The organism is Spirosoma sp. 48-14 (assembly GCF_001898575.1).
Taxonomy (GTDB): Bacteria; Bacteroidota; Bacteroidia; order Cytophagales; family Spirosomataceae; genus Spirosoma.
Window position 1 is genome coordinate 198,265 of sequence record NZ_MKUD01000072.1, and the last position, 25,788, is coordinate 224,052.

General features: G+C 45.1%; 23 protein-coding genes. 5 read left to right on the forward strand and 18 right to left on the reverse strand.

What is annotated here, in order from left to right; all coding sequences use genetic code 11:
* Window positions 1-217: 217 nt before the first annotated feature.
* On the reverse strand, window positions 218-754 hold the full coding sequence (locus BGO59_RS31070) for a hypothetical protein (RefSeq protein ID WP_293690752.1): 537 nt from the start codon (window positions 752-754) through the stop codon (window positions 218-220).
* Window positions 755-884: 130 nt separating this feature from the next.
* Between BGO59_RS31070 and BGO59_RS31075 the strand changes: the two genes are divergently transcribed.
* A complete protein-coding gene (locus BGO59_RS31075) occupies window positions 885-1,325 on the forward strand; it encodes a nuclease A inhibitor family protein (RefSeq protein ID WP_293690754.1) in 441 nt (146 codons plus the stop codon).
* Window positions 1,326-1,417: 92 nt separating this feature from the next.
* A complete protein-coding gene (locus BGO59_RS31080; RefSeq protein ID WP_293690756.1) occupies window positions 1,418-3,718 on the forward strand; it encodes an O-antigen ligase family protein in 2,301 nt (766 codons plus the stop codon).
* A gap of 41 nt (window positions 3,719-3,759) precedes the next feature.
* Here BGO59_RS31080 and rplT read toward each other — a convergent pair whose 3' ends face one another.
* From rplT to BGO59_RS31120, 8 genes are all read right to left on the reverse strand, one after another.
* A complete protein-coding gene (gene rplT, locus BGO59_RS31085; RefSeq protein WP_020598260.1) occupies window positions 3,760-4,104 on the reverse strand; it encodes a 50S ribosomal protein L20 in 345 nt (114 codons plus the stop codon).
* A 152-nt stretch (window positions 4,105-4,256) separates the two neighbouring features.
* On the reverse strand, window positions 4,257-4,451 hold the full coding sequence (gene rpmI / locus BGO59_RS31090) for a 50S ribosomal protein L35 (RefSeq protein ID WP_293690759.1): 195 nt from the start codon (window positions 4,449-4,451) through the stop codon (window positions 4,257-4,259).
* Between the two features lie 141 nt (window positions 4,452-4,592).
* Entirely contained in the window at window positions 4,593-5,147 is a 555-nt protein-coding gene (infC, locus tag BGO59_RS31095; RefSeq protein WP_080056633.1) for a translation initiation factor IF-3, read from the reverse strand.
* Window positions 5,148-5,350: 203 nt separating this feature from the next.
* A complete protein-coding gene (gene thrS / locus BGO59_RS31100; RefSeq protein WP_293690763.1) occupies window positions 5,351-7,294 on the reverse strand; it encodes a threonine--tRNA ligase in 1,944 nt (647 codons plus the stop codon).
* A 144-nt stretch (window positions 7,295-7,438) separates the two neighbouring features.
* Window positions 7,439-8,746 (reverse strand): tetratricopeptide repeat protein, encoded by a 1,308-nt coding sequence (locus BGO59_RS31105; RefSeq protein ID WP_293690765.1) that lies wholly within the window; start codon window positions 8,744-8,746, stop codon window positions 7,439-7,441.
* The gene (locus BGO59_RS31110; protein ID WP_293690767.1) at window positions 8,743-9,636 is read right to left on the reverse strand and encodes a class I SAM-dependent methyltransferase; all 894 of its coding nucleotides are present in this window, start codon (window positions 9,634-9,636) and stop codon (window positions 8,743-8,745) included. The genes BGO59_RS31105 and BGO59_RS31110 overlap by 4 nt, the downstream gene beginning before the upstream one ends.
* Before the next feature lie 69 nt (window positions 9,637-9,705).
* Window positions 9,706-10,143 (reverse strand): EVE domain-containing protein, encoded by a 438-nt coding sequence (locus BGO59_RS31115; RefSeq protein ID WP_293690769.1) that lies wholly within the window; start codon window positions 10,141-10,143, stop codon window positions 9,706-9,708.
* Window positions 10,144-10,230: 87 nt separating this feature from the next.
* A complete protein-coding gene (locus BGO59_RS31120) occupies window positions 10,231-10,803 on the reverse strand; it encodes a DinB family protein (RefSeq protein ID WP_293690771.1) in 573 nt (190 codons plus the stop codon).
* 243 nt (window positions 10,804-11,046) lie between these two features.
* On the opposite strand from BGO59_RS31120, the gene BGO59_RS31125 reads away from it, so the two are divergent.
* Window positions 11,047-12,537 (forward strand): capsule assembly Wzi family protein, encoded by a 1,491-nt coding sequence (locus BGO59_RS31125; protein ID WP_293690773.1) that lies wholly within the window; start codon window positions 11,047-11,049, stop codon window positions 12,535-12,537.
* A 47-nt stretch (window positions 12,538-12,584) separates the two neighbouring features.
* On the opposite strand, the gene BGO59_RS31130 is transcribed toward BGO59_RS31125, so the two are convergent.
* From BGO59_RS31130 to BGO59_RS31140, 3 genes are all read right to left on the reverse strand, one after another.
* Window positions 12,585-13,082: a CAP domain-containing protein gene (locus tag BGO59_RS31130; RefSeq protein ID WP_293690775.1), complete on the reverse strand. Its 498-nt coding sequence runs from the start codon at window positions 13,080-13,082 to the stop codon at window positions 12,585-12,587.
* Window positions 13,083-13,618: 536 nt separating this feature from the next.
* Window positions 13,619-15,511 carry a HAMP domain-containing sensor histidine kinase gene (locus tag BGO59_RS31135; protein WP_293690777.1) on the reverse strand — a complete coding sequence of 631 codons (1,893 nt, stop codon included), beginning with the start codon at window positions 15,509-15,511 and terminating at the stop codon, window positions 13,619-13,621.
* Window positions 15,512-15,590: 79 nt separating this feature from the next.
* Window positions 15,591-16,304: a LytTR family DNA-binding domain-containing protein gene (locus BGO59_RS31140; protein WP_293690779.1), complete on the reverse strand. Its 714-nt coding sequence runs from the start codon at window positions 16,302-16,304 to the stop codon at window positions 15,591-15,593.
* Between the two features lie 602 nt (window positions 16,305-16,906).
* Between BGO59_RS31140 and BGO59_RS31145 the strand changes: the two genes are divergently transcribed.
* Window positions 16,907-17,473, forward strand: coding sequence for a sigma-70 family RNA polymerase sigma factor (locus BGO59_RS31145; protein ID WP_293690781.1), 567 nt, complete (start codon window positions 16,907-16,909; stop codon window positions 17,471-17,473).
* Window positions 17,474-17,521: 48 nt separating this feature from the next.
* Entirely contained in the window at window positions 17,522-17,737 is a 216-nt protein-coding gene (locus BGO59_RS31150; RefSeq protein ID WP_293690783.1) for a hypothetical protein, read from the forward strand.
* A 96-nt stretch (window positions 17,738-17,833) separates the two neighbouring features.
* Here BGO59_RS31150 and BGO59_RS31155 read toward each other — a convergent pair whose 3' ends face one another.
* The 6 genes from BGO59_RS31155 to BGO59_RS31180 all read right to left on the reverse strand — a co-directional run bounded on the left by BGO59_RS31155 (window position 17,834) and on the right by BGO59_RS31180 (window position 25,687).
* Window positions 17,834-18,538: an ElyC/SanA/YdcF family protein gene (locus BGO59_RS31155; protein ID WP_293690785.1), complete on the reverse strand. Its 705-nt coding sequence runs from the start codon at window positions 18,536-18,538 to the stop codon at window positions 17,834-17,836.
* On the reverse strand, window positions 18,539-18,784 hold the full coding sequence (locus BGO59_RS31160) for a hypothetical protein (protein ID WP_293690787.1): 246 nt from the start codon (window positions 18,782-18,784) through the stop codon (window positions 18,539-18,541). It abuts the gene before it with no gap.
* A 191-nt stretch (window positions 18,785-18,975) separates the two neighbouring features.
* Entirely contained in the window at window positions 18,976-21,693 is a 2,718-nt protein-coding gene (locus BGO59_RS31165) for a DNA gyrase/topoisomerase IV subunit A (protein ID WP_293690852.1), read from the reverse strand.
* A gap of 234 nt (window positions 21,694-21,927) precedes the next feature.
* Window positions 21,928-23,343 (reverse strand): enolase C-terminal domain-like protein, encoded by a 1,416-nt coding sequence (locus BGO59_RS31170; RefSeq protein ID WP_293690789.1) that lies wholly within the window; start codon window positions 23,341-23,343, stop codon window positions 21,928-21,930.
* A 26-nt stretch (window positions 23,344-23,369) separates the two neighbouring features.
* Complete coding sequence (locus tag BGO59_RS31175; RefSeq protein WP_293690791.1) at window positions 23,370-24,302, reverse strand: D-2-hydroxyacid dehydrogenase; 933 nt, start codon at window positions 24,300-24,302, stop codon at window positions 23,370-23,372.
* Window positions 24,303-24,391: 89 nt separating this feature from the next.
* Window positions 24,392-25,687 (reverse strand): acetylxylan esterase, encoded by a 1,296-nt coding sequence (locus BGO59_RS31180; RefSeq protein ID WP_293690793.1) that lies wholly within the window; start codon window positions 25,685-25,687, stop codon window positions 24,392-24,394.
* Between the last annotated feature and the right edge of the window lie 101 nt (window positions 25,688-25,788).

Below are 25,788 nucleotides of genomic sequence, written 5' to 3' on the forward strand. Positions count from 1 at the left end.
AACCTGAGCGTTTGTATGCCATTAAAATACAACATTCTTTTGATCATGCCATATGGTAAACAGCCCGATCGACAGCCAGGCTACTGGTAGGCGTTTAAAGCACTTAGGTATACCAATTATTGCCGTTAATAACACCCTTGTTTATCACATCTTGGTACTAAAAAATAAGAGCAGCCATGAAGCTGCTCTTAAAGTATTGATCAGGATTTATTATTGATTAGCGACCGCCAAATAAGCCGCCCAGCATACCACCCAGGCCTCCTCCACCCTGCTGGGTAGCTACCCGAAGCAGGTCGTTCATATCCAGTTTACCATCAGCCATAGCTGATCCAGCCATCCCCATCCAATCTATGCCTTGTTGACCTGTGGCAGCACCCAGAATTGAATTCCCATCGACACTAGAGTCGTTAGGATCCGACGCCTTATGCATGAGTTTACTGAGCACGATTGGAACAAGCGCACCTGCTACTGACATGGCCACCTGGGGCGAAATACCCAGCTTTTCCATTAAATTCTGTTCGACATGACTCTGTACACCCTGCGTAACAGGACTCTGCTGAACATTTCCTCCATTAACAACCATCCCCAGCAAATTACCAAGCCCACCACCCTGAGCCTGCTGGCCCAGTCCACTCAGGATACTACTCGCTACAGTCTGCATTACACTATCATTTTGACTGTTGGGAATAGCCGGGTTATTAATTACTGACTGGCCAGCCTGCTGCTGCACTAGATTCATCAATGTTTCAAACATGGTTTCTTGTTTTTAATGGTTAAGCGGGAAAAGGGCTCTTTTCTTGATACCCGCGTTAAAAATAGGCAGACGACAACTGTTACTTCAACTTGAATCGGTTTTATTTGTCGTAAATCTATCAATTACGCTTATGACGCACGAAGACCCCAAAAGTAGCAACTCAACTTCAGAAAAAAAGTTGTTTACGGATAAAGCAAATCTGCTACTTCCAGATTTACTCTACCCGAGTGAATCTGACGAACCCATCGAAACAGTCACCTGCTACCTAAAGCAGACTGAACCGCTCACGGTTAGTCAGATTAAAGATTGGTTGATGCTTCCTCCCGAAATTTACGTGGAAGAAATGCCGGAAGCCGACTTTTGGGAGCCTGTTGTTTCTGAACAGGATTGGTATGGCGATGACGAAAAAGCTCGTACGGCAACATTTCAGAAGTTACAACAACTGGTTGAAGCTGATTTATCTGTACGTCAGGTATTTCGCGTAGGTGATTCTGAAATAGATGTGTATTTATTGGGCCTTCAGTCCGAAGATGGACGGGTAGGTCTGAAAACAAAAATTGTGCAGACGTAGGAGCTATACGCTGGTTTGTCAAATTCTCAAGTTAAAACAAAGCTTAATAAGTAAGCTTCACCGAAACACATCCACACATTAGCCTAAATCTAATGAAGAAAAAGACAAACCCTCAGCCCCAAAGCGCTTCAAGCCGAACCAAACTCCCCCAAATTAAAGCCACATCAGCTGTACATGTGGCCTCCTCGTCAATTACCTCTAGTTCAGTGGGCACAATTTTGGTTAAGATCCGTTTTTTTCTATTTCTTATATCACTAGCGACACCAGTCATTTACAGTACCAATACTTTCTTTGGCTACATATCCGAACGTACATGGTATATAAATGCTGTGATTGAACTTATGTTTCTCACAGCAATTTTTAGCCCTCACTTTTTTACATCAAAACTATCAAAGATTCAATTATCCGTTCTTCTGTTTTTATCGTCCCTTTTACTCGCAGATATTTTTGGTGTAGATCCGATACAGAGTTTTTTTTCGGGTTACTCTCGCATGGAGGGATTCATTTTGTATTTACATCTGGCATTGTATTTCTTTGCTTTAGCAAGGCTACCTTTTTCAAAAAAGTACTGGAATGTAGCCTTTTTACTATCAGTATTAATGTCAATACTAGTAGTTATAAAAGGCTATTTTAGCTCTACAGGTTGGCAGCCAGTCGACCATCGATTTATTGCGACGATCGGAAACCCCTCCTTCCTGGCAGGGTACTTATTACTTAATTTATTTCTCTCAATCTATTTACAAACTCAGTTCCGCACAGTATCCAGATTAATCAAATCTATATTGGGAGTCTTAGTGTTCATAATTTTATTGGGAGGTATTTATTTCACAGGAACACGATCAGCCATCATCGGGCTAGCAGCAGGCATTATTTATATAGGTTTTTATATCGTTTGGCATCGTTACTCTTTTTCGGCGTATAGCTTAGGGCGACTAGCATTATTACTTATTTTTCTCATTACTTTATTTTGGGTAGCTCGAACTACTCCTTTTCTTCAAAAGTCACCGCTTTTATACCGTCTAACTCATTATTCAGGTGTAAATAATACCTTAACACCCCGACTTGTTTGCTGGAAAATTGCCTTGAAAGGGATCGCAGAACGTCCTCTATTAGGTTGGGGCCAAGAAACATTTAGTTATGGATTTGCACGCTATTATGATCCAGCTATCTTGTTGAGTAGTGATTACAGTTGGTACGATAGGGCCCATAATGCGCTACTTGATTTAGGCTTTTCGGCAGGAGTCATTGGGCTGTTTGCTTATCTATTTTTATGGATAACTATTGCTCGTCGATTGTATTCTCCAAATTCATGGCTAACTACTCACGAAAAGGCAGTCATAGGAGCCCTATTTGTTGCTTATTTCTTTTTTAATCTGTTTAATTTTGATTGCCTATTAACATTACAAACCATATTTATAGTATTTGCTTTCCTTGATTTGAATCAATCAGACCAACCACTGATTCAGATAAAACCTACTTTGTTATTTTTAATACGAATTACTGTAGTTGCTTTACTAACATTTATTGGAATATACTCTGTTTATCAACCCTATCATAGTTTACGATTACTTGATCAACAAAATAAAATAACGGATATCCAACAGCGAGTGGATGCGTTGGAGGTTATATATCGTCAGGCAACCGGACGCCAGCTCGACATGGCAGATAATTTAGTATCGCTCACATTAAGTGTGCTTCAGAGCAATCAACCGCTACCAGCAAAACAATTCAGCTATCAGCGGGCTACTGCTCTTATGGAAGAGCAATTAGCCATCCACCCAGCGTACACCCGTTTAATGACAAGGCTAGTGGCTTTGTATGTAGCTGGGGGCGAAATCGATAAAGCTATTTCTCTGGCAAAACATATTAATGCAATTGAGGGCTCTAAACGGCCACCTGCTTTAATTCAGTTAGGAAATGCTTATCTAAACAAAAGAGATTTCCCACAAGCCCTATCTTCATTCGAGCAAGCTCATCAATTGTTCCCTTCCTGGGAGGAACCTGTATTATACAAGGCGTTTACTTATGCTATTCAACAGGATACGACTCAGTGTTTTCCTATATTACGAACCATAAGTACACAAACCCTTTCAAACAGACTGGGCTTTGTCAAGCAAATTTATTACCAGTCGGGTTACCCCCGCGAGTTTTTGACCCGTTTAATGGCAACTAAACATAAAGATCTCTATCCTCCATCGGTCTATGTAGAATGGGCTCTGTCGGCATTTGATTTACACGACCGTACTCAGACCTATAATGCAATAAATAGCTATTACTACATGTATTTGATTCAGCGATTTACGTACGCAGAGATCAAACAGCTTTTAGAAGAAACAGATAGGGGAATTCGACCAGATCGATTAACTAGTATGACAGAAGCTTTAGCGCATTAATGTAAAAACCCGGCTCTCACCGGGTTTTTACTAATCTCTGTTTACTTTACTTGCTCCACAACGGCGGCAAAGGCTTCCGGGTGGTTCATGGCCAGATCGGCCAATACTTTGCGGTTGAGTTCGATGCCCGATTTGTTTAGGGCACCCATCAGTGCTGAGTACGACATACCATTGATGCGCGCGCCAGCGTTGATCCGCTGAATCCAGAGAGCCCGGAAATCGCGTTTCTTGGCACGACGGTCGCGGTATGCATATCCTAACCCTTTTTCGACAGCATTTTTAGCAACTGTCCAAACATTTTTACGCCGACCAAAATAGCCTTTAGCCAGCTTCATTACTTTTTTCCGACGCGCCCGTGAGGCAACGTGATTGACGGAACGTGGCATTGTAAATTAAGTTGTTTTTTGACGACAGGCGGAAAAAGAGGGATAGACTATAATAGTGACGTATCTGTCACCTCTTCCATTCTTTTTTCACTTTTAGCCCGGCATCGGGTGAAACATAAAACCAGGATGCAACCCGCATCCCTTTTGACTAGTTAGACGTTCAGCAACGCTTTGATGCGACGCTCGTCTGTACTATCTACTACAGCAGCGTGTACTAAATTACGCTTCTGTTTGGTGGTCTTTTTCGTCAAAATATGACTGTGGAAGGCATGCTTCCGCTTGACTTTTCCGGTACCGGTCAGCTTAAAACGCTTCTTGGCAGCCGAGTTGGTTTTAACTTTTGGCATTGGAGTAAACCGCTTGTATGGAATATTTTAGTAAACAGGCCGCAAAGATACAAAAAATACGCTAAAGCTAAAGCGGAAACCAAGAGGAATAAACGGTTTTCCATCTAATCCACCTGGTCTCCGCTTTAACTTTAACGTAAACTATTTTTTAGTGACAGCCTTCGGTGAGAGAAATACCGTCATCCTCTTTCCTTCGAGTTTGGGCTCAGCTTCAACTTTCCCATACTCTTCCAGCCCCTTAGCAAAGCGATCAAGCAATTGAGAACCTCGGTCTTTAAATACAATCGCCCGACCTACGAATTGCACGTAAGCTTTTACTTTGGCTCCTTCTTTCAGGAAGTTTATAGCGTGTTTCAGTTTGAAATCGAAGTCGTGATCATCGGTGTTTGGGCCAAATCGAATCTCCTTAATAACGACTTTTGTGGCATTCGCCTTGATTTCTTTCTGCTTTTTCTTCTGCTCGTATTTGAACTTAGAGTAATCGACTATACGGCAAACAGGCGGCACAGCATTAGGCGACACCTCAACGAGATCGAGTCCCTGAGCCTTAGCCATCGCCTGTGCTTTATTTATGTCGTAGATTCCCTGCTCTACATTTTCACCGACCACCCGAACTTCGCGGGCCAGGATGCGCTCATTGACTTTGTACGGTTCTTCAACCACACGACGAGGTGGTCTGCGCTGGGGTAATGCCATAGATTGTGTTTAGGGTAACAAATTGTTTAATGTTGACTTTTATATGAACTGATGAAAAGTCGCTTGGATAACGTAACGATTTTTAAAAAGTTCGGTAAACTATTGAAAATAGCACTGCAAAACAAGTTTACAGTCTGCACTTTATAGTTTTCGGTTGACCAACGCATGAAACAAGGTACGTCAGCCAACCGAAAATCGTAAACTTATAGCTTAACTTCTGCCTGGAACGTTTTGATAAACTCGTCCACACTCATACTGCCAAGATCGCCCTGCCCTTTACGTCGGACCGATACTTTGCCATCAGCGGCCTCTTTTTCCCCTACAATAAGCATGTAAGGTACTTTTGCTACTTCTGCATCCCGAATCTTACGACCGATTTTTTCGTCGCGTAAATCGACGAAGCCACGAATATCATGCTCCTGCAAACTGAAGAAAAGATCGTTGGCATAATCTTCGTACTTCTCCGAAATCGGCAGAATAGCGATCTGGTCAGGCGAAAGCCAGAGTGGAAAGTTACCACCTGAATTTTCGATCAGGATAGCGATAAACCGCTCCATCGACCCAAACGGGGCGCGGTGAATCATAACAGGCCGGTGTTTCTGATTATCGGCCCCAATGTATTCCAGCTCGAATCGATTCGGCAGGTTATAGTCAACCTGGATCGTACCGAGCTGCCATTTCCGTCCCAGGGCATCACGCACCATAAAATCGAGTTTGGGACCGTAGAAGGCAGCTTCGCCCAACTCCATAACGGTTGGCAAACCTTTCTCAGCAGCCGATTCAATAATAGCCGCTTCGGCTTTCTCCCACAGCTCGTCGGAACCAATATATTTTGTTTTATTCTCTGGATCACGCAAGGATACCTGAGCGCTATAATCCTCAAAACCAAGCGATTTAAAGACATATAACACCAGATCGATCACTTTCATGAACTCGTCTTTCACCTGATCGGGTCGACAGAAGATATGGGCATCATCCTGTGTGAATCCTCGAACGCGTGTCAGTCCATGCAACTCTCCCGACTGCTCGTAGCGGTACACGGTTCCAAACTCAGCCAGTCGTAGCGGCAAATCCCGATACGAACGTGGGCGAGTTTTGTAAATCTCGCAGTGATGTGGGCAATTCATGGGTTTAAGCAAAAATTCCTCGTTTGGGTCGGGAGTTTTTATGGGCTGAAACGAATCTTCACCATATTTTTCCCAGTGCCCCGAAGTAACGTACAATTGCTTGCTACCAATATGCGGTGTTACTACGGGCGAATACCCAGCCCGTAATTGAGCTTTTCGCAGAAAATTTTCCAGCCGTTCGCGCAGCATCGTACCTTTTGGTAACCAGAGCGGCAGCCCAGCACCTACTTTTTCCGAAAACGCAAACAGTTCCAGTTCTTTACCCAGCTTACGATGATCGCGTTTTTTTGCTTCTTCCAAAAGAAACAGGTATTCATCAAGCTCTTTCTGTTTCGGATATGTTACGGCGTAAATCCGGGTAAGCTGTTTATTTTTCTCATTGCCCCGCCAATAGGCACCGGCAACGTTCATCAGTTTAGCGGCTTTAATAAAACCCGTATTCGGGATATGCGGCCCCCGGCAAAGGTCAGTAAAATTACCCTGGGAGTAGAAGGTAATCGTGCCATCATCGAGCCCTTCAAGCAGGTCCAGTTTATACGGATCCCCTTTCTCCTCGAAATAGGCTATCGCATCAGCTTTGCTCATCGGCTTGCGGATATACTGTTCCTTCTGACGAGCCAGTTCGAGCATTTTATCCTCAACCTTCTTGAAATCTTCCTGTGAAAAGGGTTGCCCACCCAGATCAACATCGTAGTAAAAGCCGGTTTCGATGGCTGGACCAATCCCAAATTTCACACCGGGATACAGCGCTTCAAGCGCTTCGGCCAACAAGTGAGCCGACGAATGCCAGAACGTTGCTTTGCCCTCGGTGTCATTCCATGTCAGAAGCTGCACATTGGCGTCTTCCTCTATGGGGCGAGTGGCATCCTGCACAACGCCATTTACTTTGGCAGCCAGTACATTACGGGCCAGTCCTTCACTAATTTGAGCGGCAATCTCCAACCCAGTGCTTCCTTTGGGATATTGCCGAACGCTACCATCGGGTAGCGTCACGCGGATTTGTTCGTCCTGCGCAATCATTTGCGACTATTATTTATTGGTGGTACCCGCAGCCTACCTACAACTGTAAGCCACTTTATTTTTGATGTATAATGTAGGATATATAATGTATTTGTCTGTTGATAATACATCATATCTCCTACATCCTACATCATTTACTATACACTAATTCTGCCCAATGGGTTTCACAGCTCGCTGTAGCGAATCGCTGGCATGACTCGTCACCTGCGACTTTGGCTGAATCGTTGACATCCGAACGCGGGTTGTATCAAACTCGGGTCGGGTTCGGTTTGATGGTGTCGACCGTTCAGCGCTACTATCAGGCAAAAATAAAGAGTTATATGGGTTTTGCTGCACATATTGTCGCCGTTGGGAGCGCCATAATCCAGCGGCTGCCTGTTGATCATTGCTATTCAATTGGGTAGCTTTTGTATACGCTGCAATCGCTAAATCAAATTGCCCCATTTGCTCATGACAATACCCAATGTAGGTATCGATTCGGGGGAATTGTGGACGAAGTTGCTGTACACGCTGAAAATTAGTCAGGGCCGTATAATGGTTCCGGTATTTCTGGTTGATCAGTCCCATCTGAAAGTAAGCCTGGTAGTAGGTCGGCTGAACTTTTACAGTACGCTGATAATCGATCATAGCACTATCGAGCTTACCCTCTGTATGATAAATAAGCCCACGACCATAATAAAGCTTCGCGTTATTTGGGAAGTAGCTCAGTGCCTGTGCATTATAGGCCAAAGCAGAATTTAAATCGCCCAGCGATCGATAAATGGACGAGAGTTGATTATACGTTTCCAGATATCGGGGTTTAAGTCGAAGCGATTGTTGATATAAGGCCAATGCCTGCGTTGTATCACTTTGTCGGGCCGCCATCAGGCCTTTAAAAAAATAGGCTTCACCATCATACGGGGCCATTTGCAGGGCTTTCGCAATATATAATTTTGCTTTATCAAACTGATTTTGCTGCTGCAGTAAATCGCCCTGCAATGTGTACAGCTCTGGTGTATCTATACCCAAAATTTCGGCTCGTTGTGCATTTTGCAACGCCTTTTCGGGTTGTTGTAATACCCGAAGTATCTGAGCCTTAATCAGATAGTACGACCCTGTATTATCGTTCCGGCTAATTGCTTCGTCAATATCACCTAGCGCGTCATTGATTCGCCCCATTGCCAATAAAATGGCCGCCCGTTTGGCATAGGCCGACGACGATGACGATTGATTGATGGCAGCAGTCAAGGCTCGTAATGCACCTTCAGTACGACTACTATCGCCCGGTTTAGGGAAGTCGGGAATATGTGCCGTTTGCCGTTCGTCGCTTCCGCAGGAAGCCATAACGAGCAAAACAAAGAGTAAAAGAACGAATGAGTGAATGGGCGAAAAAAAAGCAGACCAACGCTCACCTCGGAAGGATGCAACAGCCGATTGCTCGTTTAGTCGTTCACTCGTTCGCTTTTTATTCATACACCAAACCGATAAAACACACCTAAAGGTAGACGTTTCTGAAATTGGTCGGTTACAGCCAGTTCACCCCACTCTGGATTCGGAACGTCACCAAAAATCTGCCTCATCAGGTTATCAACGATAATAGACGAAAATCCTAATGAATATAGATTGATAATAAAGAAAAAATCGGACTGATCGAGTAGATCGGCACAAGATTTGAGAAGATCGTTAAGTTGTTCCTCAAGCACCCATTTTTCGCCACCTGGACCTCGACCATACGCAGGCGGGTCAAGAATTATGCCATTATAATAATTTCCCCGGCGAACCTCTCTTCGGACAAACTTGACAGCATCTTCAACCACCCAGCGAATATTATCCAGTTCACTATGATCCATATTTTCCCGAGCCCAATTGATAACGGGCTTCACGGCATCAACGTGGGTCACATCGGCTCCTGCCTGCCGGGCTGCCAGCGAGGCACCACCCGTATAGGCAAACAGATTTAGCACTTTAGGCCGTGACACCCGCGCAGACATGGCTTTAATTTTATCGTAAATAAATAGCCAATTATCTGACTGTTCTGGAAATAGACCAACGTGCTTGAATGTAGTCAGGGCTAGTTTAAAGGTCAGTTTCAACTCCCCCTGCCGGAACGATACATACCAGGGATCACGCATATCAGGCGTTGTCTGCCAGTCTCCCCGTTCGGGCGATTGGCGATCACGCTTAAAGATGGCATGAGCCTGCTGCTCCCAGTCCTCGTCGGAAAGAGATTTATCCCAGATTGCCTGCGGCTCGGGTCTCGATAAAATATACTTGCCAAACCGTTCAAGTTTCTGAAAGTTACCCGAATCGATTAACTCATACTCAGGCCATAGACCAGGAGTAACGATCTGTATATCAACCATATGATTTTTATTATTGACTAACAAAATGCGTAAATAGTAGCGTAAGAACTAGACAATACAGCTATTCGATTAGTCAATTATTCTATCATTCAATATTTGTTCCTGTCCCATCTTCACGATCAATTCGAACTCATCGGGCCGAACAGGCATAACAGATAATCTGGATTGCCGAATCAGGCTAAGATTAGCCAGTAAAGGTTCTGATTTAATTTGAGACAGAGTCACCGGACGATCAAAAGCCATAACTGGCTCTAGTTCAACAACAACCCAGCGCGGGTCATCGGGTACTGTTGGGTCCTGGTAGGCCTCTTTTACAATGCGGGCCAGGCCGACAACAGCCGGCTTTGTTACACTATGATAAAAAAGCACCTGATCACCAAGCCGCATGGCTTTCAGGTTGTTACGAGCCTGATAATTACGAACGCCATCCCAGATGGCACGGCCCTGCTCCGTAAAATGATGCCACCCGTAAGCGTCGGGTTCGGACTTAACAAGCCAGAAGTTCAATGATAGACTGTGTAAATGGCAGACTGCGTGAATGATACAGGAGCTTTATCGGCCCATTCTGTCATTCACGCAGTCAAAAAATTAAAATCAATAATAATCGTCGTGTTCGTGGCTATTATCGAACGATGAGCCATATTCATCGACATCATCGTCGAATTGTGAGCCCGCCCCTTTGAACGCTAATGCTTTACGCAAAATCATAATCTGCCCGGTGTGGTAGAGATCATGATTGATAATACCGTGCAGCATATCGTAGTACGTATAATCACGACCGGGTACTATGTCCTCCAGGAATTCATCATCGTCTCGTTTATCGAGTTCATTAATAAGTTCTTCCTGGCTAAGACTTAATTCCATTTCGAGGGCCTCCCACTCGAAATCATCTATTTTATCAGGTAATGCCCCAAAGTTTTTATCAGGGGTTGTAATATCGAACGTTTCATCACCCTGCATCTTTTTGACACAAAATATGCGCCAACTAGTCATGTGAAAAACGAGTTCAGCAATACTATGCGTATTTGGAGCGATACGGCGCCCGGCCATATCCGGTGTCACTCCCCGCAACACCTCTACAACTGAAGGCCCATGCCAAGCCTCTTCACCTTCATAGGTGGTGTTCAGCAAGTCAATGATGCGAATCAGTTCGTCGTTTGGAACCATAATTTACTATTCGTTATCAAACTACAAAGGTAAGCCTTTATTTATGTCGTTCCGAAAAAAAGCACTGAAATGGCTGAGATTGTATTGTTCCAATACCTGATCGGGTTTGTAAACCCGCTAACGTTTCATGTGGCATATTTTATGTATACATTTTTTTCACTCCTCTACCTACTAAAAATGTGACTAATTACAAACTGAAGAGACTCAAAGACTATAAACGTTCTGTTTATAATACGCTCGAGTATGAATCGTTGGCTTTTTCTGTGGCTGCTGGGAACTTCGATCTGCTACGGACAGACGATTAAGCCGCTCCGTTACCGAACTGAAGTAGGCAGTTATTTCTCGACCTCTGGCCAGACTCCATTCTGGCTTCGCGCAAATCAATACGGTATTGTGCCGAGCGAGCATGCCATCATGACTGTCCGTCAAAGTTTACGGGTTGACTACCACGATGCTCCCAAAAGTAAACTAGATAGTCTCCGTTTAGTAAATCGTCGGGTCGATTGGGGTTGGGGCGCCGAAGCGGTCTTAAATGCGGGGTATGATTACAAGTTACTTATTCCAGAAGCCTACGTGAAACTGAAGTTTGGACGTAGCATGGAATTATGGGCGGGTCGTCGACGCGAAATCGTTGGGTTGGTCGATTCCACATTAAGTTCGGGCTCATATGCCTGGTCGGGAAATGCATTACCTATGTTAAAAATACAGTTTGCCATCCCTGACTATATACCGCGTAAAGGTCTGATCAGCTTTAAGGGGTTTTATGCACACGGCTGGTTTGAGCAGGATCGGTTTGTAAACAACTCCATGCTGCACCAGAAAGCCCTATACGCACGATTTGGCAAACCAAACTGGCGAATAAAGCTGTATGCGGGTATTAACCATGAAGTTATGTGGGGAGGTAGTACTGAACGGTTACCGAGTACATCTGTCATAAAAAATAACCAATTGCCTAATCAATTCAGCGATTATGTCAACATGGTGCTAGCTCTCCCACTAGGAAACAGAACCGATATTGATACAACACGCGTTAGTAGTTTTGATCACGAGAATCGAATTGGTAACCACCTTGGTTCAGTCGATCTTGGCTTTGAATACATTGGTAATTCGTTTTCTCTGTTTGCTTATCGGCAAAACATTTATGAGGACGGTTCACTGTTTTACTTGACTAATATCCAGGATGGCTTGAATGGGCTTCGCATCCGAAATCGACGCTCCCATAATCCAAATGGGTTTCAAATACAGGATCTACTGTTTGAATATCTATTTACGGAGAGCCAAGGAGGTTCCTTGTTTTTAGAGAATGCCGCTCAACGGGGGCGAGATAATTATTTTAATCACTCTCAATATCAGGATGGCTGGTCACGGTATGGCTTAACAATGGGCACACCTTTCATTACCCCTACTCCCGACAGTCGGAGCGATTTACCTCGCTATGGCTTTACAAATAATAACCGCGTGTCGGTGATGCATGTAGGCGTGTCGGGACAGATTCTTGATTTCTTCAAATTTCAATTTAAAGCCTCCTACAGTGAAAACCTGGGTACATATGAAGCCCCTTTCCCGGCACCAGTCAGGCAGTTTTCATCCGTATTATCAGTTTCGTCTCCTCTTTACATTTTAAATGGGGTTACTGCTAACGCTGCAGTTGCAACCGACATTGGCGATTTATACGCCAACAGTCTTGGCTTCTATATTGGCATCCGAAAAGAGGGGCAAAGTAAGCCTAAGTAGGTGGGATAGGCAAAATAAGCCTGCTCTACCCCACCAACTTAACTCGTCTACTTTCGTCCGAAATCGTTCACCCAATAATGTTTATAGGTACTGCTTGCATTATAGGCATACCCGACCCCGAGGTTTTGAAAGTACGGGTTCATGATGTTCTGGCAATGCCCAGGAGAACTTAGCCAGGCATCAACCACCGACCGAGCAGTAGGATAACCAGCTGCAATATTTTCACCCGCCGATGTCCATATATAACCTTCACGAGTCATGCGATCCCAGGGCTGCGATCCATCACGCCCAGTATGACTGAAGTAATTATACGTAGCCATATCCACAGCATACTTGTCGGCGGCACCATTCAGCCGCGAGTTTAGCGTAAGCGCCGGTACAGGTGGATAAACTGTAGTGCCGCAAAGGCATGTCTGTGATCGTGCCTCATTCACATAAATCAACACTTCCTGCTGTAAAGCCATTGTAGCATCCCGGGCTCCCGAATACTCAGGCGATTCGGATTCTGGCTGACCAACTCCCCCTTCTTTATGTACTGACGACATAACCGGGCTAGGTGTACTCGTCTTTTCCTGCTCTGTTTGACAGGCTGCTATTGCCCACATTGAGGCCAAAACACAAGAAAAATAGACCAATTTCATACCCACAATAATTAAAGGTTAGCTAATAAGACTAAAGTAAAAACTTGTAATATTTATTACTAAACAAAAACACCATAATTATACAATTTGTTTTTCTAAAACCAAATTATGGTAACAATAAATATCACAATTAACCCTTTGAATAGTCTAGTTTACTAACCATATGTAGTACAGAGGAATACTATAAATAAAGTATACAGCCTTGTTTACTAGATTTTAAAGCCAGATATGTATCTAAACACTGGCAATAAACTGTAAACAGGATGGGGTTATAGGAGATCGCACGCGGATATGAAGACCCTCCGCTGATGGGCAAAAGAAGCTCACTACAGATTGATGCAGCGAAGGCGCGATGTAAGTTGGCGACTTACTTGTATGTGACCAGGCTCACGATCATAAAATGGACGATCTTTTATACACCCATTAACCAGAGAGAGCAGCTAGCTATATAGTTGTTCGGGTTGTATCGCCTGAATGATTGACTGAGATCGGGGCAGTATAATTGTAAATGTCGTTCCGACTCCTTCTTTACTAGTAATACTCAGACCTCCCCGGTTCGCTTCAACCAATTCATGGACAATCATCAAGCCAAGGCCCGCCCCTTTCTCTCCAGTAGTACCAGGACGACTGGTCGATGAACCAAGCTGAAATAATTGATTAAGTAATACTTGAGGTATACCAATCCCAGTATCCGTAACATTGATCATGAACTTCGAGGAGTCGGAGGTACAATGCACTTCTATCTGACCACCGGGCTCCGTAAACTTGAGTGCGTTTTGCAGTATATTTCGAAAAACAACGCCCAGTTGGTTAGCATCGGCTGTCAACGGTATATCCAAAGGCAAGGAATTATTCAGATCGATTCCTTTGGTTTCGGCTACAGGTCGTAAAAGGGCAATCTGTTCGTCAATCACTATAAAAAGATTGATTGGCTTGAATCGGGGGTGAATACCTCCCATCTGCGACATGGCCCAGTTTAGCAGGTTTTCCAGTACTGTCAGTAAAGAGCTAACCTGCTTAGTTAAAATCTGGGTTGCTTCGGCAAATTCGTGTTGACTTAATTCGCCCCAGTTCGTAAGTCCTAATAGGTTTTTCAGACTCGCTACAGGCGAGTGTAAATCATGAGACAAAATAGCGAATAATTTATCTTTCGTGTGATTAAGCTGCCTCAACTCTGTGCTTTGACGTTCGATACGGCGTTTAGCCCGTTGGAGCACCCAAACAAAGCTTACGAGCATTACTGCCACCAATAAAGCTCCCGTTAAATACACTTGATTCTGGCGCTCACTTGCTTTGAGTTGAGCAATCTGTCGCTCTTTCTTTTCCAAATCTAAAGCCGCCCTCAACTGGGTCATTTTTAGTCGGCTGTCGATAGTCTGTTCTTTATTGCTTTTCCAAACCCGTAAATCTGCCAGTTCATTGGCGATCTGGAATGCTTTTTTATAATTCCTCTGCTCTTCATACAACTGTCGCAATGAACGTGTCATAATGAACAGATGAAACGAATCAGGTTTAATCCTAGCTTTCTCGGCCAAAATCCTGGACTGTAATATTCGTTCGGCCTGAGTATAATTTTTCAAGCCAATTTCAAGCCTTGCCAGGTCATTATCATGCACAAAATCACTTTGATCATGCGTCAACTGATTCTTTGTTGCCGACAGTTTATGATACAAAGCCATTGCGTCTGCTTTTTGGCCTATGGCAACGAGCGACTCTGCATAATCTAGTGCGTAGGAAAACCAGTGCCCCGTTCCGGGCTTACTAGCCAACATGGCTTTTCTAATCGTCTCACTTGCCTGCTTATGTTGACCATTGTAGGTATAAATATTGGAACTTATTGCATACACATCTGCCAATATCTGCCAGTCGTGCGCTTGTTTGGCATAAGCTTCTGCTTTGACCAGCAAATCTCCCCAACTGCCCGTACGCTGGTGATAAGCCACCATCGCTAAATACATATAGCAGCGAGCCAGATTCAGATTATCGTTATGCTTTTGGGCAATGGTAATGCACTGAGAAAACAATGAGATGGCTTTCGTATCATTCCGTTCATAATACATCTGAACAAATCCAAGCTTCCAGAGAGCCTGAGCAATCAGGAAAGAGTCGCCAGCCATCCTCCCACTGACCAATGAACGGTTCAGAAAGTACAGACTGGAATCGACGGCTATGTCAGGATACTGCCCCCCTAACTCATAATAGAGCCGACTACGAGACGTATCCGTTGTTGCCGAAACAAGTTGTTTTTTCAGCCATGGGATCTTGCTCTGTCCATAGCCCGAACCAGAAATTAATCCAAAAAGCAGCGCTGTGATCCCATAGAAATAAGGCATAACAAGTTCTGTTTGGGTATTCAAACCATCGGTGCCTGCTCAACAAAACATAAAAAGTAATCAACCAAACCCCATCCCATTATCCCCGACTAATCAAGCGCCCTTCGATGTGCTTGCGATTAAGCTGTGCCCTGTATTGATCACCTATTGGAATGACCTGTCCATCCCGCAGAGTCAGCTCATTTTTACCTATCGAAGCTATGGCTCCCCGATGTACCAGATATGAACGATGTACTCGCAGAAATACATCCCCTTTGAGCTGTTCCTCCATTTTCGTGATGGATAGAATCGGCAAGAACGTTTGATTAGGTGTCACAATTTGCAGAAAATTCTCCTGCGCCTTCATATACAGAACATCGTTATACGCAATCTGAACATAATTCAACGCTTCACGTACAAAAAAGTAAGGCGCTATAGTGGACGTTTCCGGGGGAACCAGTAATCGTTGGCGTACCTTTTCAATACTTTGTAAAAATCGATCCAGTTCCAGTGGCTTAAGCAGAAAATCAACTGGCGACACTTCATAGCAATCCAGCGCATAATGCCGGTACGATGTAACAAAAATTACCAGAGGAGGCCGGGGTAAGCTCCGGATTAACGATAATCCCGACATATCGGGTAATTCAATATCGCAAATCAATACATCCACTTCAACCTGAGCCAGTTTGGCATAGGTTTCAATGGCTGTACTACACACACCCACCAACTCCAACAATGGATTCATCTGAACAAATTTGGTGATCACTTTCTTCCAGATGGCATCATCATCGACCACCAGAGTGTTTATTTTCATAAATCGTTGCGATAGTTTCGCATCTTTTCCAAAAACTACCTCTCTAAGTAAAGTATAGCCTACAAATTAACTATTTACTCCATCTTTCCAGCTATAATTTGTAGAGACAAATTAAAAAGATTCTAAGTAGCCCATTTTTCATGGACATTTTGAACGGGTTCATCAACAAAGAAACCCTTTTAATAGACTTTTCGAGTTTCATTTTTAAGCGGAAACTATACTGAATTATTTTTGGTACTAATACATAGTATTAACGGTACCTACCTAAAGGTATAAATTAATGTTACTGGAATAAAACTGATCTTTTCAGACTCAACATTACAACTTCAGGCGTTTTCTGCTCTAGAATGTCCATAACGTTATAGTACGTATTACACTCTTTCTGGAAAGTTCGTTGGCAATGTGAACATCAACTGCTCATTTCAACAAATCGTTTGAAAAAGCCAGCGAGTATTCATCCATTTGTACAACGTACGTGTCGCATTCAGGAGAACTGGCCTTACCCAACTGTAGGTTATATCAGTTTGTCCCTGCACCGGCACGACTTCTCTGGTGTCAAGCCATTGGCAGATATTTTTTTTGCATTACTAAATAACCCATATATGAAACGCTTATCCGACCGAACACTTGTCATGCAGTATGTACAAAACAAAGACAATCGAAGTCTTGCTCTCCTTTACTCCCGGCATCGGGCTTGGGTTTATCGAACTTGTTTGTCGTATTGCAAAGATCCCGACGAAGCCAATGATTTGACCCAGGAAATTTTTATTCGGTTAATCCATAAACTGGATAGTTTTAATGGTAACTCATCATTTACTACCTGGCTCTGGGCAGTAACGACCAATTTTTGTGCACTCCAGCTTCGAAGGGAGCAACGTAACCGGACCATGCAGCAGCATTATTTACGAGACAATGACACCCTATTTACTAACAATCAGGAAACAACCTTCGCAGCCGCTATGCTGATGGAACATGTTCTGTCTCTTTTACCCGATCACCAGCGCGATTTGCTGTACATCAAATACTGCGACGGCGTATCGGTTGAAGCCATTGCCCTTCATCAACAATCAACTGTAGGGTCGGTGAAAATGCGCCTGCAACGAGCCAGAGATCGGGCCAGGCGGCTATACAGACATGCCCAAGGCAAGTATTATTCGGAGTTACTATAAACCCTTGCCCGCTTTATCTCACTTATCCTCCTCCTTGACACTCAAAAAATGAAAGATCAAATACAAACGCTACTTACAGAGCAGAACATTAAACAGATTCAGATTTATCGTTTTCACGACTCAAAGCTGCATGCCCAAAGTGCCCAATGGATTCTGGGCCATGAATATATTCAGGTAGGAGACTCGCCTTACAATTTAAACCGACTGATGAATTTCCGGGTTGCAGACGAAGTTTTGCGGCTGTATTTTGCCAACGGGCAATAACTGACAAAGTTGATTAGGGCATACGCTGCACAGCCTTATGAGGTTATGAAGCACTAAGTAGCTCATTAGACTATGCAGCGTATGTCGAAATCCATTTTACGAATTACGTTTCCGCTCGGCATTCCCTTTTTCAGGTTGTGGCCGGAACACATAAATATCAAGCAGCGCATAGGGGCGCGCCAGATATTCGCGGATCAGTGTACGGAGTGAGTAGCCATCTGGCACATCCTGTGCGGCAAAAGCGATGGCTTCTATACCTTCGTGATTACCAATGTAAAGTGCCCGGGCATTATGGAAGTTTTGAGAAATAATCGTGATTTTATGCTGCTTGAAAAAATCCTTACAACGCACCACCGAATCGAATGTTCGGTACCCGGCATAATCGGGAAGCATAGCAGACGGGGGAACGCCCAGTCGAATTAGCGCCCGCTTCATATCGGCTGGTTCGTTATAGTATTCTGAATCGTTGTTGCCACTCAGAATGAGGTACTTCACTTTCCCTTCTTTCCAAAGTCGCGCAGTGGCTTCCATTCGATAGCGAAAGAACAGGTTTTCTTTACCTGACCGAACAAATTTACTCGTACCGAGCACAAGTCCATAATCGTTGGCAGGTAGTTCATGAATGTTAAAATACACCTGATTACGAGTATTATAGACCACCCACCAATTACAAACCAAAACGACCATTGCCCCTAAAAAAGCACCGGCAATAACACCTTTTATGACCCGCTTTACTACACGGACGCCCACCGCTTCATGCGGAAACTCATCGCTGTAGTTTGTAGCCAAGGTCGTATTCATTTAGGGTAATTTAAAATGTGGATTTTCAATTAGTCCAACCACATTACCAAATGGATCACAAACAGACGCCACCTTAATACCTTCCCCCACATCCTGTATATCGGTCTTCAGGGTTGCGCCCAGATCAATCCAGTGCTGTACGCTATCCTCTATAGCCGAAACACCCCAGTAGGCCAAGGCACCTCCTGGGGCCGGTTGCAGATTGGGATCAAGTCCGAGTTCGTATCCACCGACAGTAAAGCCCACATAAAAGGGCTCATCGAAATAGGGAGCAATCCCCTAAACGTTCGTATACCAAGCTTTCGTTTCTGTAAGATTCGGCGCAGCATAAATTACTGTCCGCAATCCTAATACGTTTGCTCCCATCATTATTTGCTTTTCTTTGCACCGCTAAGGTTTCCAATGGCTCGTTAATCAATCGAAACCCTAACGGGTAATCAGGAAAACAGTCCCAACTGTACTGGCTCCTTATCCTCAACAATAGCGGGTTCAACCGTCGATTCCCCTAGTATCTGAACAGGTGACTTTACCGCTTCTTTCACAATTTTAGGAGCCAGCAATTTCACCTCTTTCACTTTCGCAAACGGCAACTTATTTCCTAAAGCTTTCCAGCCGCGAACATCGATAAAACCTTCGGGCTCAAGTACCATTTTTTCCTGTGGGCCCCGCTCTTTCACCTGATGTATGATTTCGATTCGTGGATAACGATCTATGCTGATAGCCAGCAGCTTAGATCCTTTAACATCGCCGATAAAACTAAATTTCTTGTCGACCGACGTTGTTTCCACCTTAAATCGCTTCACATACCATGATTTTTGATTGGCCTCAAAATACACGGCCGACAGTACCGTTTCCGGATCAAATTTCATGAGAACAGCAATGTCGGAAGGCTCATATCGGTTAGTCAGATCAAAGGTTGTGAGTTCATACTGCCCATCTTTATAAACCACAAGGATACTATCTTTGGCATCGAAATTCCCGAGTAGCCGTCCCCGTTCGTCACGGTTGAGCCGCCCGAGGTGATCATCATACCAGATATCGACACCACCCAACGTCGAAACGCCACCCGTTTTCTGGGTAATTTTTCGGACTGGATATTTTGTCAATATATTCCCCTGCGCTGAGCGGTTTTTTATCGAAAGTGAGGCAAAATCGAAATCAAACTGTTTCACTTTTGCCGAACTCTGCGCAGTCAGATTAATCGTAATCACCTCAGCTTCGCCATTATCGTTCGCGCTAAAATAGGTCAGCTTCGACTTTGGGTTACCCATCGTCAGGTCGTATTCACGATCGCGAGTAACACCCGTAACCGGGAATCGTTTCACCATGGTGATGCCCGACTTCCCATCCAGATAGGCTATATTGTAAATCTTACGTTCGTCAGCCTTTTTGAAGACGGATACATACACAATATCCTTTCCAACAAACACCTTATCCTGAACTTTCGTCACCAGGCACTTCCCATCCCGACGAAATACGATAATATCGTCGATATCGGAACAGTCGCTGACGTACTCATCCTTCTTGAGGCCATAGCCTATAAAACCTCCTTCACGATCTACATATAGTTTCTGGTTGGCAGCCGCCACTACGCTAGCCGCTATTGTATTGAAACTACGAATTTCGGTCCGGCGCTCACGGCCTTTACCATACTTTCGCTGCAACTCTTTATAAAAGGCAATGGCATACCGGGTAATATTCGCCAGGTTATCTTCGGTCTCGGCCAACTCCTGTTCTAACCGACGCATCAGCTCATCAGCTTTGAAACCATCGTATTTGGAAATACGCTTGATCTTGATTTCTGTGAGCCGGATAAGATCGTCCTCGGTAATTTCCCGATAAAACTGTTTTTTAAAGGGTTTAAGTGCTTTATCGATCGTTTGCAGAACGGCCTCGAAGGTTTCGCACTCCTCGATTTTGCGGTAAATCCGATTTTCAATAAAGATCTTTTCGAGTGAACTGTACAGCAACCGTTCCATCAGCTCACTACGCCGAATTTCCAGCTCCCGTTGCAGCAACTGTACAGTCTGGTGCGTATTGACCCGTAAGATGTCAGTTACATTAACGAAATGCGGTTTCTCGCCAATAATCACGCAGGCATTCGGCGAAATCGACACCTCGCAATCGGTAAAGGCATATAATGCATCAATCGTTACATCGGGCGATACACCGGGTTGCAGATGGACCAGAATTTCAACATCTCTAGCCGTGTTATCGACCACAGCCGCTACATTCCGACTTGGAGCCTTTATCCGGATTTTACCCAATTCAGCAGCTTTAACAATCGAGTCGATAAGCTGCGATGTGGTGACGCCAAAGGGCACATCCCGAATAGCGAGTGTTTTCTTATCCAGTTCTTCAATACGCGCCCGAACCCGAACCTTGCCCCCACGTTGACCATCGTTGTAGTTGCTCACGTCGATGAGGCCTCCTGTCTGGAAATCAGGAAAGAGCGACACCGGCTTATCTTTCAGAATCTGAATGGACGCTTCAACCAGTTCATTGAAATTATGGGGAAGAATTTTGGTCGAAAGCCCTACGGCAATTCCTTCAACTCCTTGCGCCAGCAGCAAAGGAAACTTGACGGGTAAGGTTACCGGCTCCCGCTTACGCCCATCGTACGACAACTGCCACTCGGTAGTTTTATCGTTATAGATGGTATCCAAGGCAAATTTTGAGAGCCGCACTTCAATATACCGAGGGGCCGCAGCGCCATCGCCCGTGCGAACATCGCCCCAGCTTCCCTGCGTATCGAACAGAAGTTCTTTTTGACCAATATTGACAAGCGCTTCGCCAATGGAGGCATCACCATGGGGGTGATACTGCATGGTTTGCCCGATCACATTGGCTACTTTATTAAATCGACCATCGTCCATTTCCTTCAGCGCGTGCAGTATCCGACGTTGAACGGGTTTCAACCCATCTTCAACCGCCGGAACAGCCCGTTCAAGGATAACGTAGGAAGCGTATTCAAGAAAATAGGATTCATATAGCCCTGACACTACCGTCTGGTCGTGCAGAACATCACTGGAGGGAGTCGTAGGTTGGTTTTCTGGTTCAATGGAGCCTGTTAAAGCCATGCCACTATCCGTTGCTTCCGCATCGGATCCTTGTGAATCATCGTCCATTAATCCTTCATTTTCTTCATTTATCATTGACATGATGGAGAATTATTCCAGCCAATAAACAGGTGGATATTGGGTTCAATTGGTGTTGTATTCGATTCCTTAAATATACGAAATTTTTCTCAGAAAATGGCTTCAGGCCGCGTAAAACGATTATTTTCTGGTCGCTTAACCCCAAACGAATACTGACCAGGTATGATTAGCTCACGCAGCTAACCAGCTTAACAGTACAGGCTCCAAAATCGGTCCATACAAGCTCTCCTGTCAAGCAGGAAACAGGCCATCGTAGTGGGAAGACGACAAAAATATACCTCCGCTTTCGGCATAAAAGGAAGCATCGGTCGGATATACTCCTCGCTGGGTTCGGGTCCAGGTGGCTCCTGCTTTAGGGTGATAGGCCATCAGTTTCTCCCAGTTTTTAAAATATTGATGCCCATTCGTTTCCTGCAAGCCGATGGACATACCCGGAAAAGATGGCAATCGGGCAGCTACGTTTTTATTCCAATCGACCAGAATAGGATTTACAGTAAGGTCAGCGCAAAAGCAGGGCACCTTTTTCTCAAAGGCGAGTTGAGCGGTTTTCATTGTCATACTCAGGGTCTTGGCAATCGCTTTAACGGCAATTGCCGAATAGCCCTGTTGAATACGAATGGCGGCATCGTCAACGGTATGCGCACTCTCATCGGCGGCAATCCGTACACCCAGATTCCCCACAAATTCTTCGTTTCGCTCATCAAATGGCTCTTCAATAACGGCAATCTGGTCAAATGCTCCAATTTTATGCGCATGGTCCAGAAAGCGGAGTAAGGTCTCTTTCTTCTCATACCGCCCGTTGGCATCGAAGTAATAGGGAATCTTACCACTTTGGGTATAAGGCGTTTCATAATGCCCAATGGCTTTATGTACTGCCGTCAGAAAAGCCAGATCTTTTTCCAGCATGTCGGCCTGTGTACCAGCGGCTCCGGTTTTTAGCTTTAAGATAAAATACCCTTCATCAGCGGCTTTTTTGATGCTCTCTACGGTTGCTCCCACACTGAACGATGGAATACTGGCCACTTTCTCATGATGACAGGACAAGCCCGGTCTGTAGGCAGCAGGAATAATATCATCGAAGCGCGTCAGACCGTTTTCATGGGCATACAGAAGCCAGGCGGCATTATCGACACTGACGAGTGCATTGAGCGCAAACGTTTTCCGTAAGTCCGGGTTTCGGGTGATAGTTTTTGCATAGGCATATACCTCAGGAAAGAGATTATCCAGCAACGTAACGGGGTCTGTAAACGTATTCCCTTTCAGCATTTGCAGGGCCCGATCGCTGATGGTATACATGAGCGCATTACCAGCCCGTTCGGAATGGTTTGCAAATACCTTGGCATCGGACCAGAGCACACCCTGCGTACACAGCCCAACTTTACGAATGCCCGACTCACTTTCCAGCAATGAAGCTACCTGCCAGCTTTCCGTAATGGCACTCCCCTTAAATCGATACGGATTGAGTGGCTCCCGCTCAAAATTTGAATCGACCTGCCTGACCCGGATGGTCGTAGAGCGTCTGGTCGGGTTCACTAATTGTGGCACCCCCACCGAATTCGAATTGGTAGCCCCCAGGGCCACGGCCACCCCAGCAGAGCGAATGAATTCCCGGCGAGTCAGATTTTGGGGTTGGCTTTGTTCATTCATTCGCCTTATCACAGTATGCCGTCGGCTCAATACCCACGAGCTAAGTCTACAGCATTTTCAAGGGCTTCACCCGCCCGAAATCGCGTCAGGTTTTTCAGAAACTGGGTTACCTTGCCAGCATCTTCATCCGGTTGACCACCACCCGTATGCTGTGTCAGCAATACATTTGGCATTGTCCAGAGCGGGCTGTCACCAGAAAGGGGTTCCTGGGCCGTTACGTCCAATACAGCACTCCCTAACTGTCCTGATTGTAACGCATCGATCAGAGCAGCTTCATCGGTTGTGCTTCCCCGGCCTACATTGGCATACATACTTCCAGGTTTCATCGCCTGAATCAGATCAACCGAAAAAAAACCAGCAGCTGTACCCGGCAGGCAATTAATAACGATATCCGTTTGTGGCAAAACGGCTTTAAGATCGTCTGCCGAATGTAAATCAGCATGAGGGTCCGTACGTGCCAGCATTTTTATGGAGCAGGCAAAGCCCGACAACATTTGCCGCATGGCCTGCCCAATGGTACCCGTGCCTAAAATCACTACCTGTTTATGCCGCAGCAATCCTGTCCGTTCCCGAATCGGCGCTCCTACCCATTCCGAGCAGCTTTGCAGAACCGATAACTCAGGAATACAGCGGTAGATGGCTAATATACCAGCCAGCATGGTTTCAGCGCAGGGCCAGGCAAAGTAATCGCCCATATTGGCCACAGCAGCATTCAGCTGGACGTTTTTATACCCATCGAACCCGGCCGAATCCAGTTGCCAGAACTTCATGTTAGGAAGCGATTCTGCAAACCAGGCTGCGGGGGGGTTACCCATGATAAAATCGGCCAACTGAAAGGCCTTTTGTTGTTCTTCTTTTGGTACATCCTGCCGAAAGACAGCGGTTATATCCGATGGCAGTTGACGTTGAAGTTCAGCTTTTAAGCGATTATCAAGGTTAGTATTAACGAATAGTTGCATACGTCTATTTACGCAAATCCAGGTTGATTAGTTGCGATTGCCCCATTATCTAACAGAAAAGCGATGAACTACCCTCAGGATCAAGGGGACTATTTCCACCCTTTTAGTTGAGCCATTAACCAGTTCATCATTTTCTCAGTTTCTTCCGGGTATGTCCAATGGCCCGTGTCGAGAAAATCAGTATCCAGAGTTTTAGGGCCGGGAATGACATTATAGGCTGCATACATGGACGTAGGTGGACAGGTTTCATCATTAAATCCCCAGGCATACCGACCGGGAATTGACACGAGCCTGGCAAAATTCACAACGTCGTAATAGCCCGTTGTTTTGATCCGATCGGGTTTGTTATTGTAAGCCAGTTCATTACCTGCAAACAAGTGCGGCCATCCACCTGCCCGTCCATGCAGGTAGCCCGTAACATCGCAAAGTGCCGGGTAGTAAGCCCCTAACCATTTTACCCGTGAGTCGAGCCCAGCGGTTACGATCGACAAGGCCCCTCCTTGACTACCTCCCGTAACGCCCAGATTTTGTCCATCATACTGGGGCAGACTCGTCAGAAAATCAACCGAACGAACACACCCTAAATACACTCGTTTGTAGTAATATCGGTCGCGGTCGTCAAGATTAGCTGCCTGATACCCATTCAATGCCCCACGCGCAAGATCTACGTAAACGTTAGGGTCCATCGTAACCGGAATCCCATGTATCCCCACCTCAAGCGTAATAAATCCTTTGTCCGCTTCTGCGATCATGCCGTTGTACGGGCGAACCCCGGCACCCGGTACGCGCAGAATGGCGGGATACTTGCCTTCTTTTTTCGGCACGCACAGAATCCCATAGAACCGCGAGCTGTTGATATTCTGAAGGCTGACGTGATACACATTGGTTAGCTCTGTACAGCGTTCCGGTAAGAGCGTCATCCGGGCATCCATTGGAATTTTAGCCAGATCGGCTTTGGCATTATCCCAGAACGTTTTAAAATCAGCCGGGTTGTCGACCGTGGGTTTGATCGTCTGCGGCTCAACACCTGCTGTTGTCAATCCTTTATACTCTTTGCCATCTACTTCGGCCGTTGCAACACAGCGTAGAAATCCAGCCGTTTTCATCGATCCACCATCCAGGGCCAACGTTCCGTCTTTTAGGGTCAGCGTTTCCTTTTTTGTCGGCTCCATCTTTTCCGGCCCGATCTCATAACGAAGCTTGACACCTTTAAGCAGAACGTTATTCCGATAAACGGATACATTGAATTTGACAGGTTCACCAATTTTATACAGCCAGTTGGCATGATCGGGGGTAATCAATACTTTAACAACGCGCTCGGAAGGCTGTGCCAACACGTTGGTAAACCAAATCAGGAGTAAGCCAGGAAGAAGCAGTTTTTTCATATACAAAAGCAGGAATACGGTTTACGATATCGGTAGTGGAGAGCTTAAAGGAAAGCCACCGGAAAAGGCTATCGTAAACGGTAAAGCAGCATCTTCCCTAA

Bases quoted from the DNA above. Each gene is read 5' to 3' on its own strand.
- BGO59_RS31120 (WP_293690771.1), bottom strand. From the start codon at position 10,803: ATGGTTCCAAACGACGAACTGATTCGCATCATTGACTTGCTGAACACC.
- BGO59_RS31135 (WP_293690777.1), bottom strand. From the start codon at position 15,511: ATGCCTTATTTCTATGGGATCACAGCGCTGCTTTTTGGATTAATTTCT.
- rpmI (WP_293690759.1), bottom strand. From the start codon at position 4,451: ATGCCAAAAGTTAAAACCAACTCGGCTGCCAAGAAGCGTTTTAAGCTG.
- rplT (WP_020598260.1), bottom strand. From the start codon at position 4,104: ATGCCACGTTCCGTCAATCACGTTGCCTCACGGGCGCGTCGGAAAAAA.
- BGO59_RS31175 (WP_293690791.1), bottom strand. From the start codon at position 24,302: ATGCAACTATTCGTTAATACTAACCTTGATAATCGCTTAAAAGCTGAA.
- BGO59_RS31110 (WP_293690767.1), bottom strand. From the start codon at position 9,636: ATGGTTGATATACAGATCGTTACTCCTGGTCTATGGCCTGAGTATGAG.
- BGO59_RS31105 (WP_293690765.1), bottom strand. From the start codon at position 8,746: ATGAATAAAAAGCGAACGAGTGAACGACTAAACGAGCAATCGGCTGTT.
- BGO59_RS31125 (WP_293690773.1), top strand. From the start codon at position 11,047: ATGAATCGTTGGCTTTTTCTGTGGCTGCTGGGAACTTCGATCTGCTAC.
- infC (WP_080056633.1), bottom strand. From the start codon at position 5,147: ATGGCATTACCCCAGCGCAGACCACCTCGTCGTGTGGTTGAAGAACCG.
- BGO59_RS31155 (WP_293690785.1), bottom strand. From the start codon at position 18,538: ATGAATACGACCTTGGCTACAAACTACAGCGATGAGTTTCCGCATGAA.
- BGO59_RS31080 (WP_293690756.1), top strand. From the start codon at position 1,418: ATGAAGAAAAAGACAAACCCTCAGCCCCAAAGCGCTTCAAGCCGAACC.
- BGO59_RS31165 (WP_293690852.1), bottom strand. From the start codon at position 21,693: ATGATAAATGAAGAAAATGAAGGATTAATGGACGATGATTCACAAGGA.
- BGO59_RS31180 (WP_293690793.1), bottom strand. From the start codon at position 25,687: ATGAAAAAACTGCTTCTTCCTGGCTTACTCCTGATTTGGTTTACCAAC.
- BGO59_RS31145 (WP_293690781.1), top strand. From the start codon at position 16,907: ATGAAACGCTTATCCGACCGAACACTTGTCATGCAGTATGTACAAAAC.
- BGO59_RS31070 (WP_293690752.1), bottom strand. From the start codon at position 754: ATGTTTGAAACATTGATGAATCTAGTGCAGCAGCAGGCTGGCCAGTCA.
- BGO59_RS31150 (WP_293690783.1), top strand. From the start codon at position 17,522: ATGAAAGATCAAATACAAACGCTACTTACAGAGCAGAACATTAAACAG.
- BGO59_RS31140 (WP_293690779.1), bottom strand. From the start codon at position 16,304: ATGAAAATAAACACTCTGGTGGTCGATGATGATGCCATCTGGAAGAAA.
- BGO59_RS31130 (WP_293690775.1), bottom strand. From the start codon at position 13,082: ATGTCGTCAGTACATAAAGAAGGGGGAGTTGGTCAGCCAGAATCCGAA.
- BGO59_RS31075 (WP_293690754.1), top strand. From the start codon at position 885: ATGACGCACGAAGACCCCAAAAGTAGCAACTCAACTTCAGAAAAAAAG.
- BGO59_RS31170 (WP_293690789.1), bottom strand. From the start codon at position 23,343: ATGAATGAACAAAGCCAACCCCAAAATCTGACTCGCCGGGAATTCATT.
- thrS (WP_293690763.1), bottom strand. From the start codon at position 7,294: ATGATTGCGCAGGACGAACAAATCCGCGTGACGCTACCCGATGGTAGC.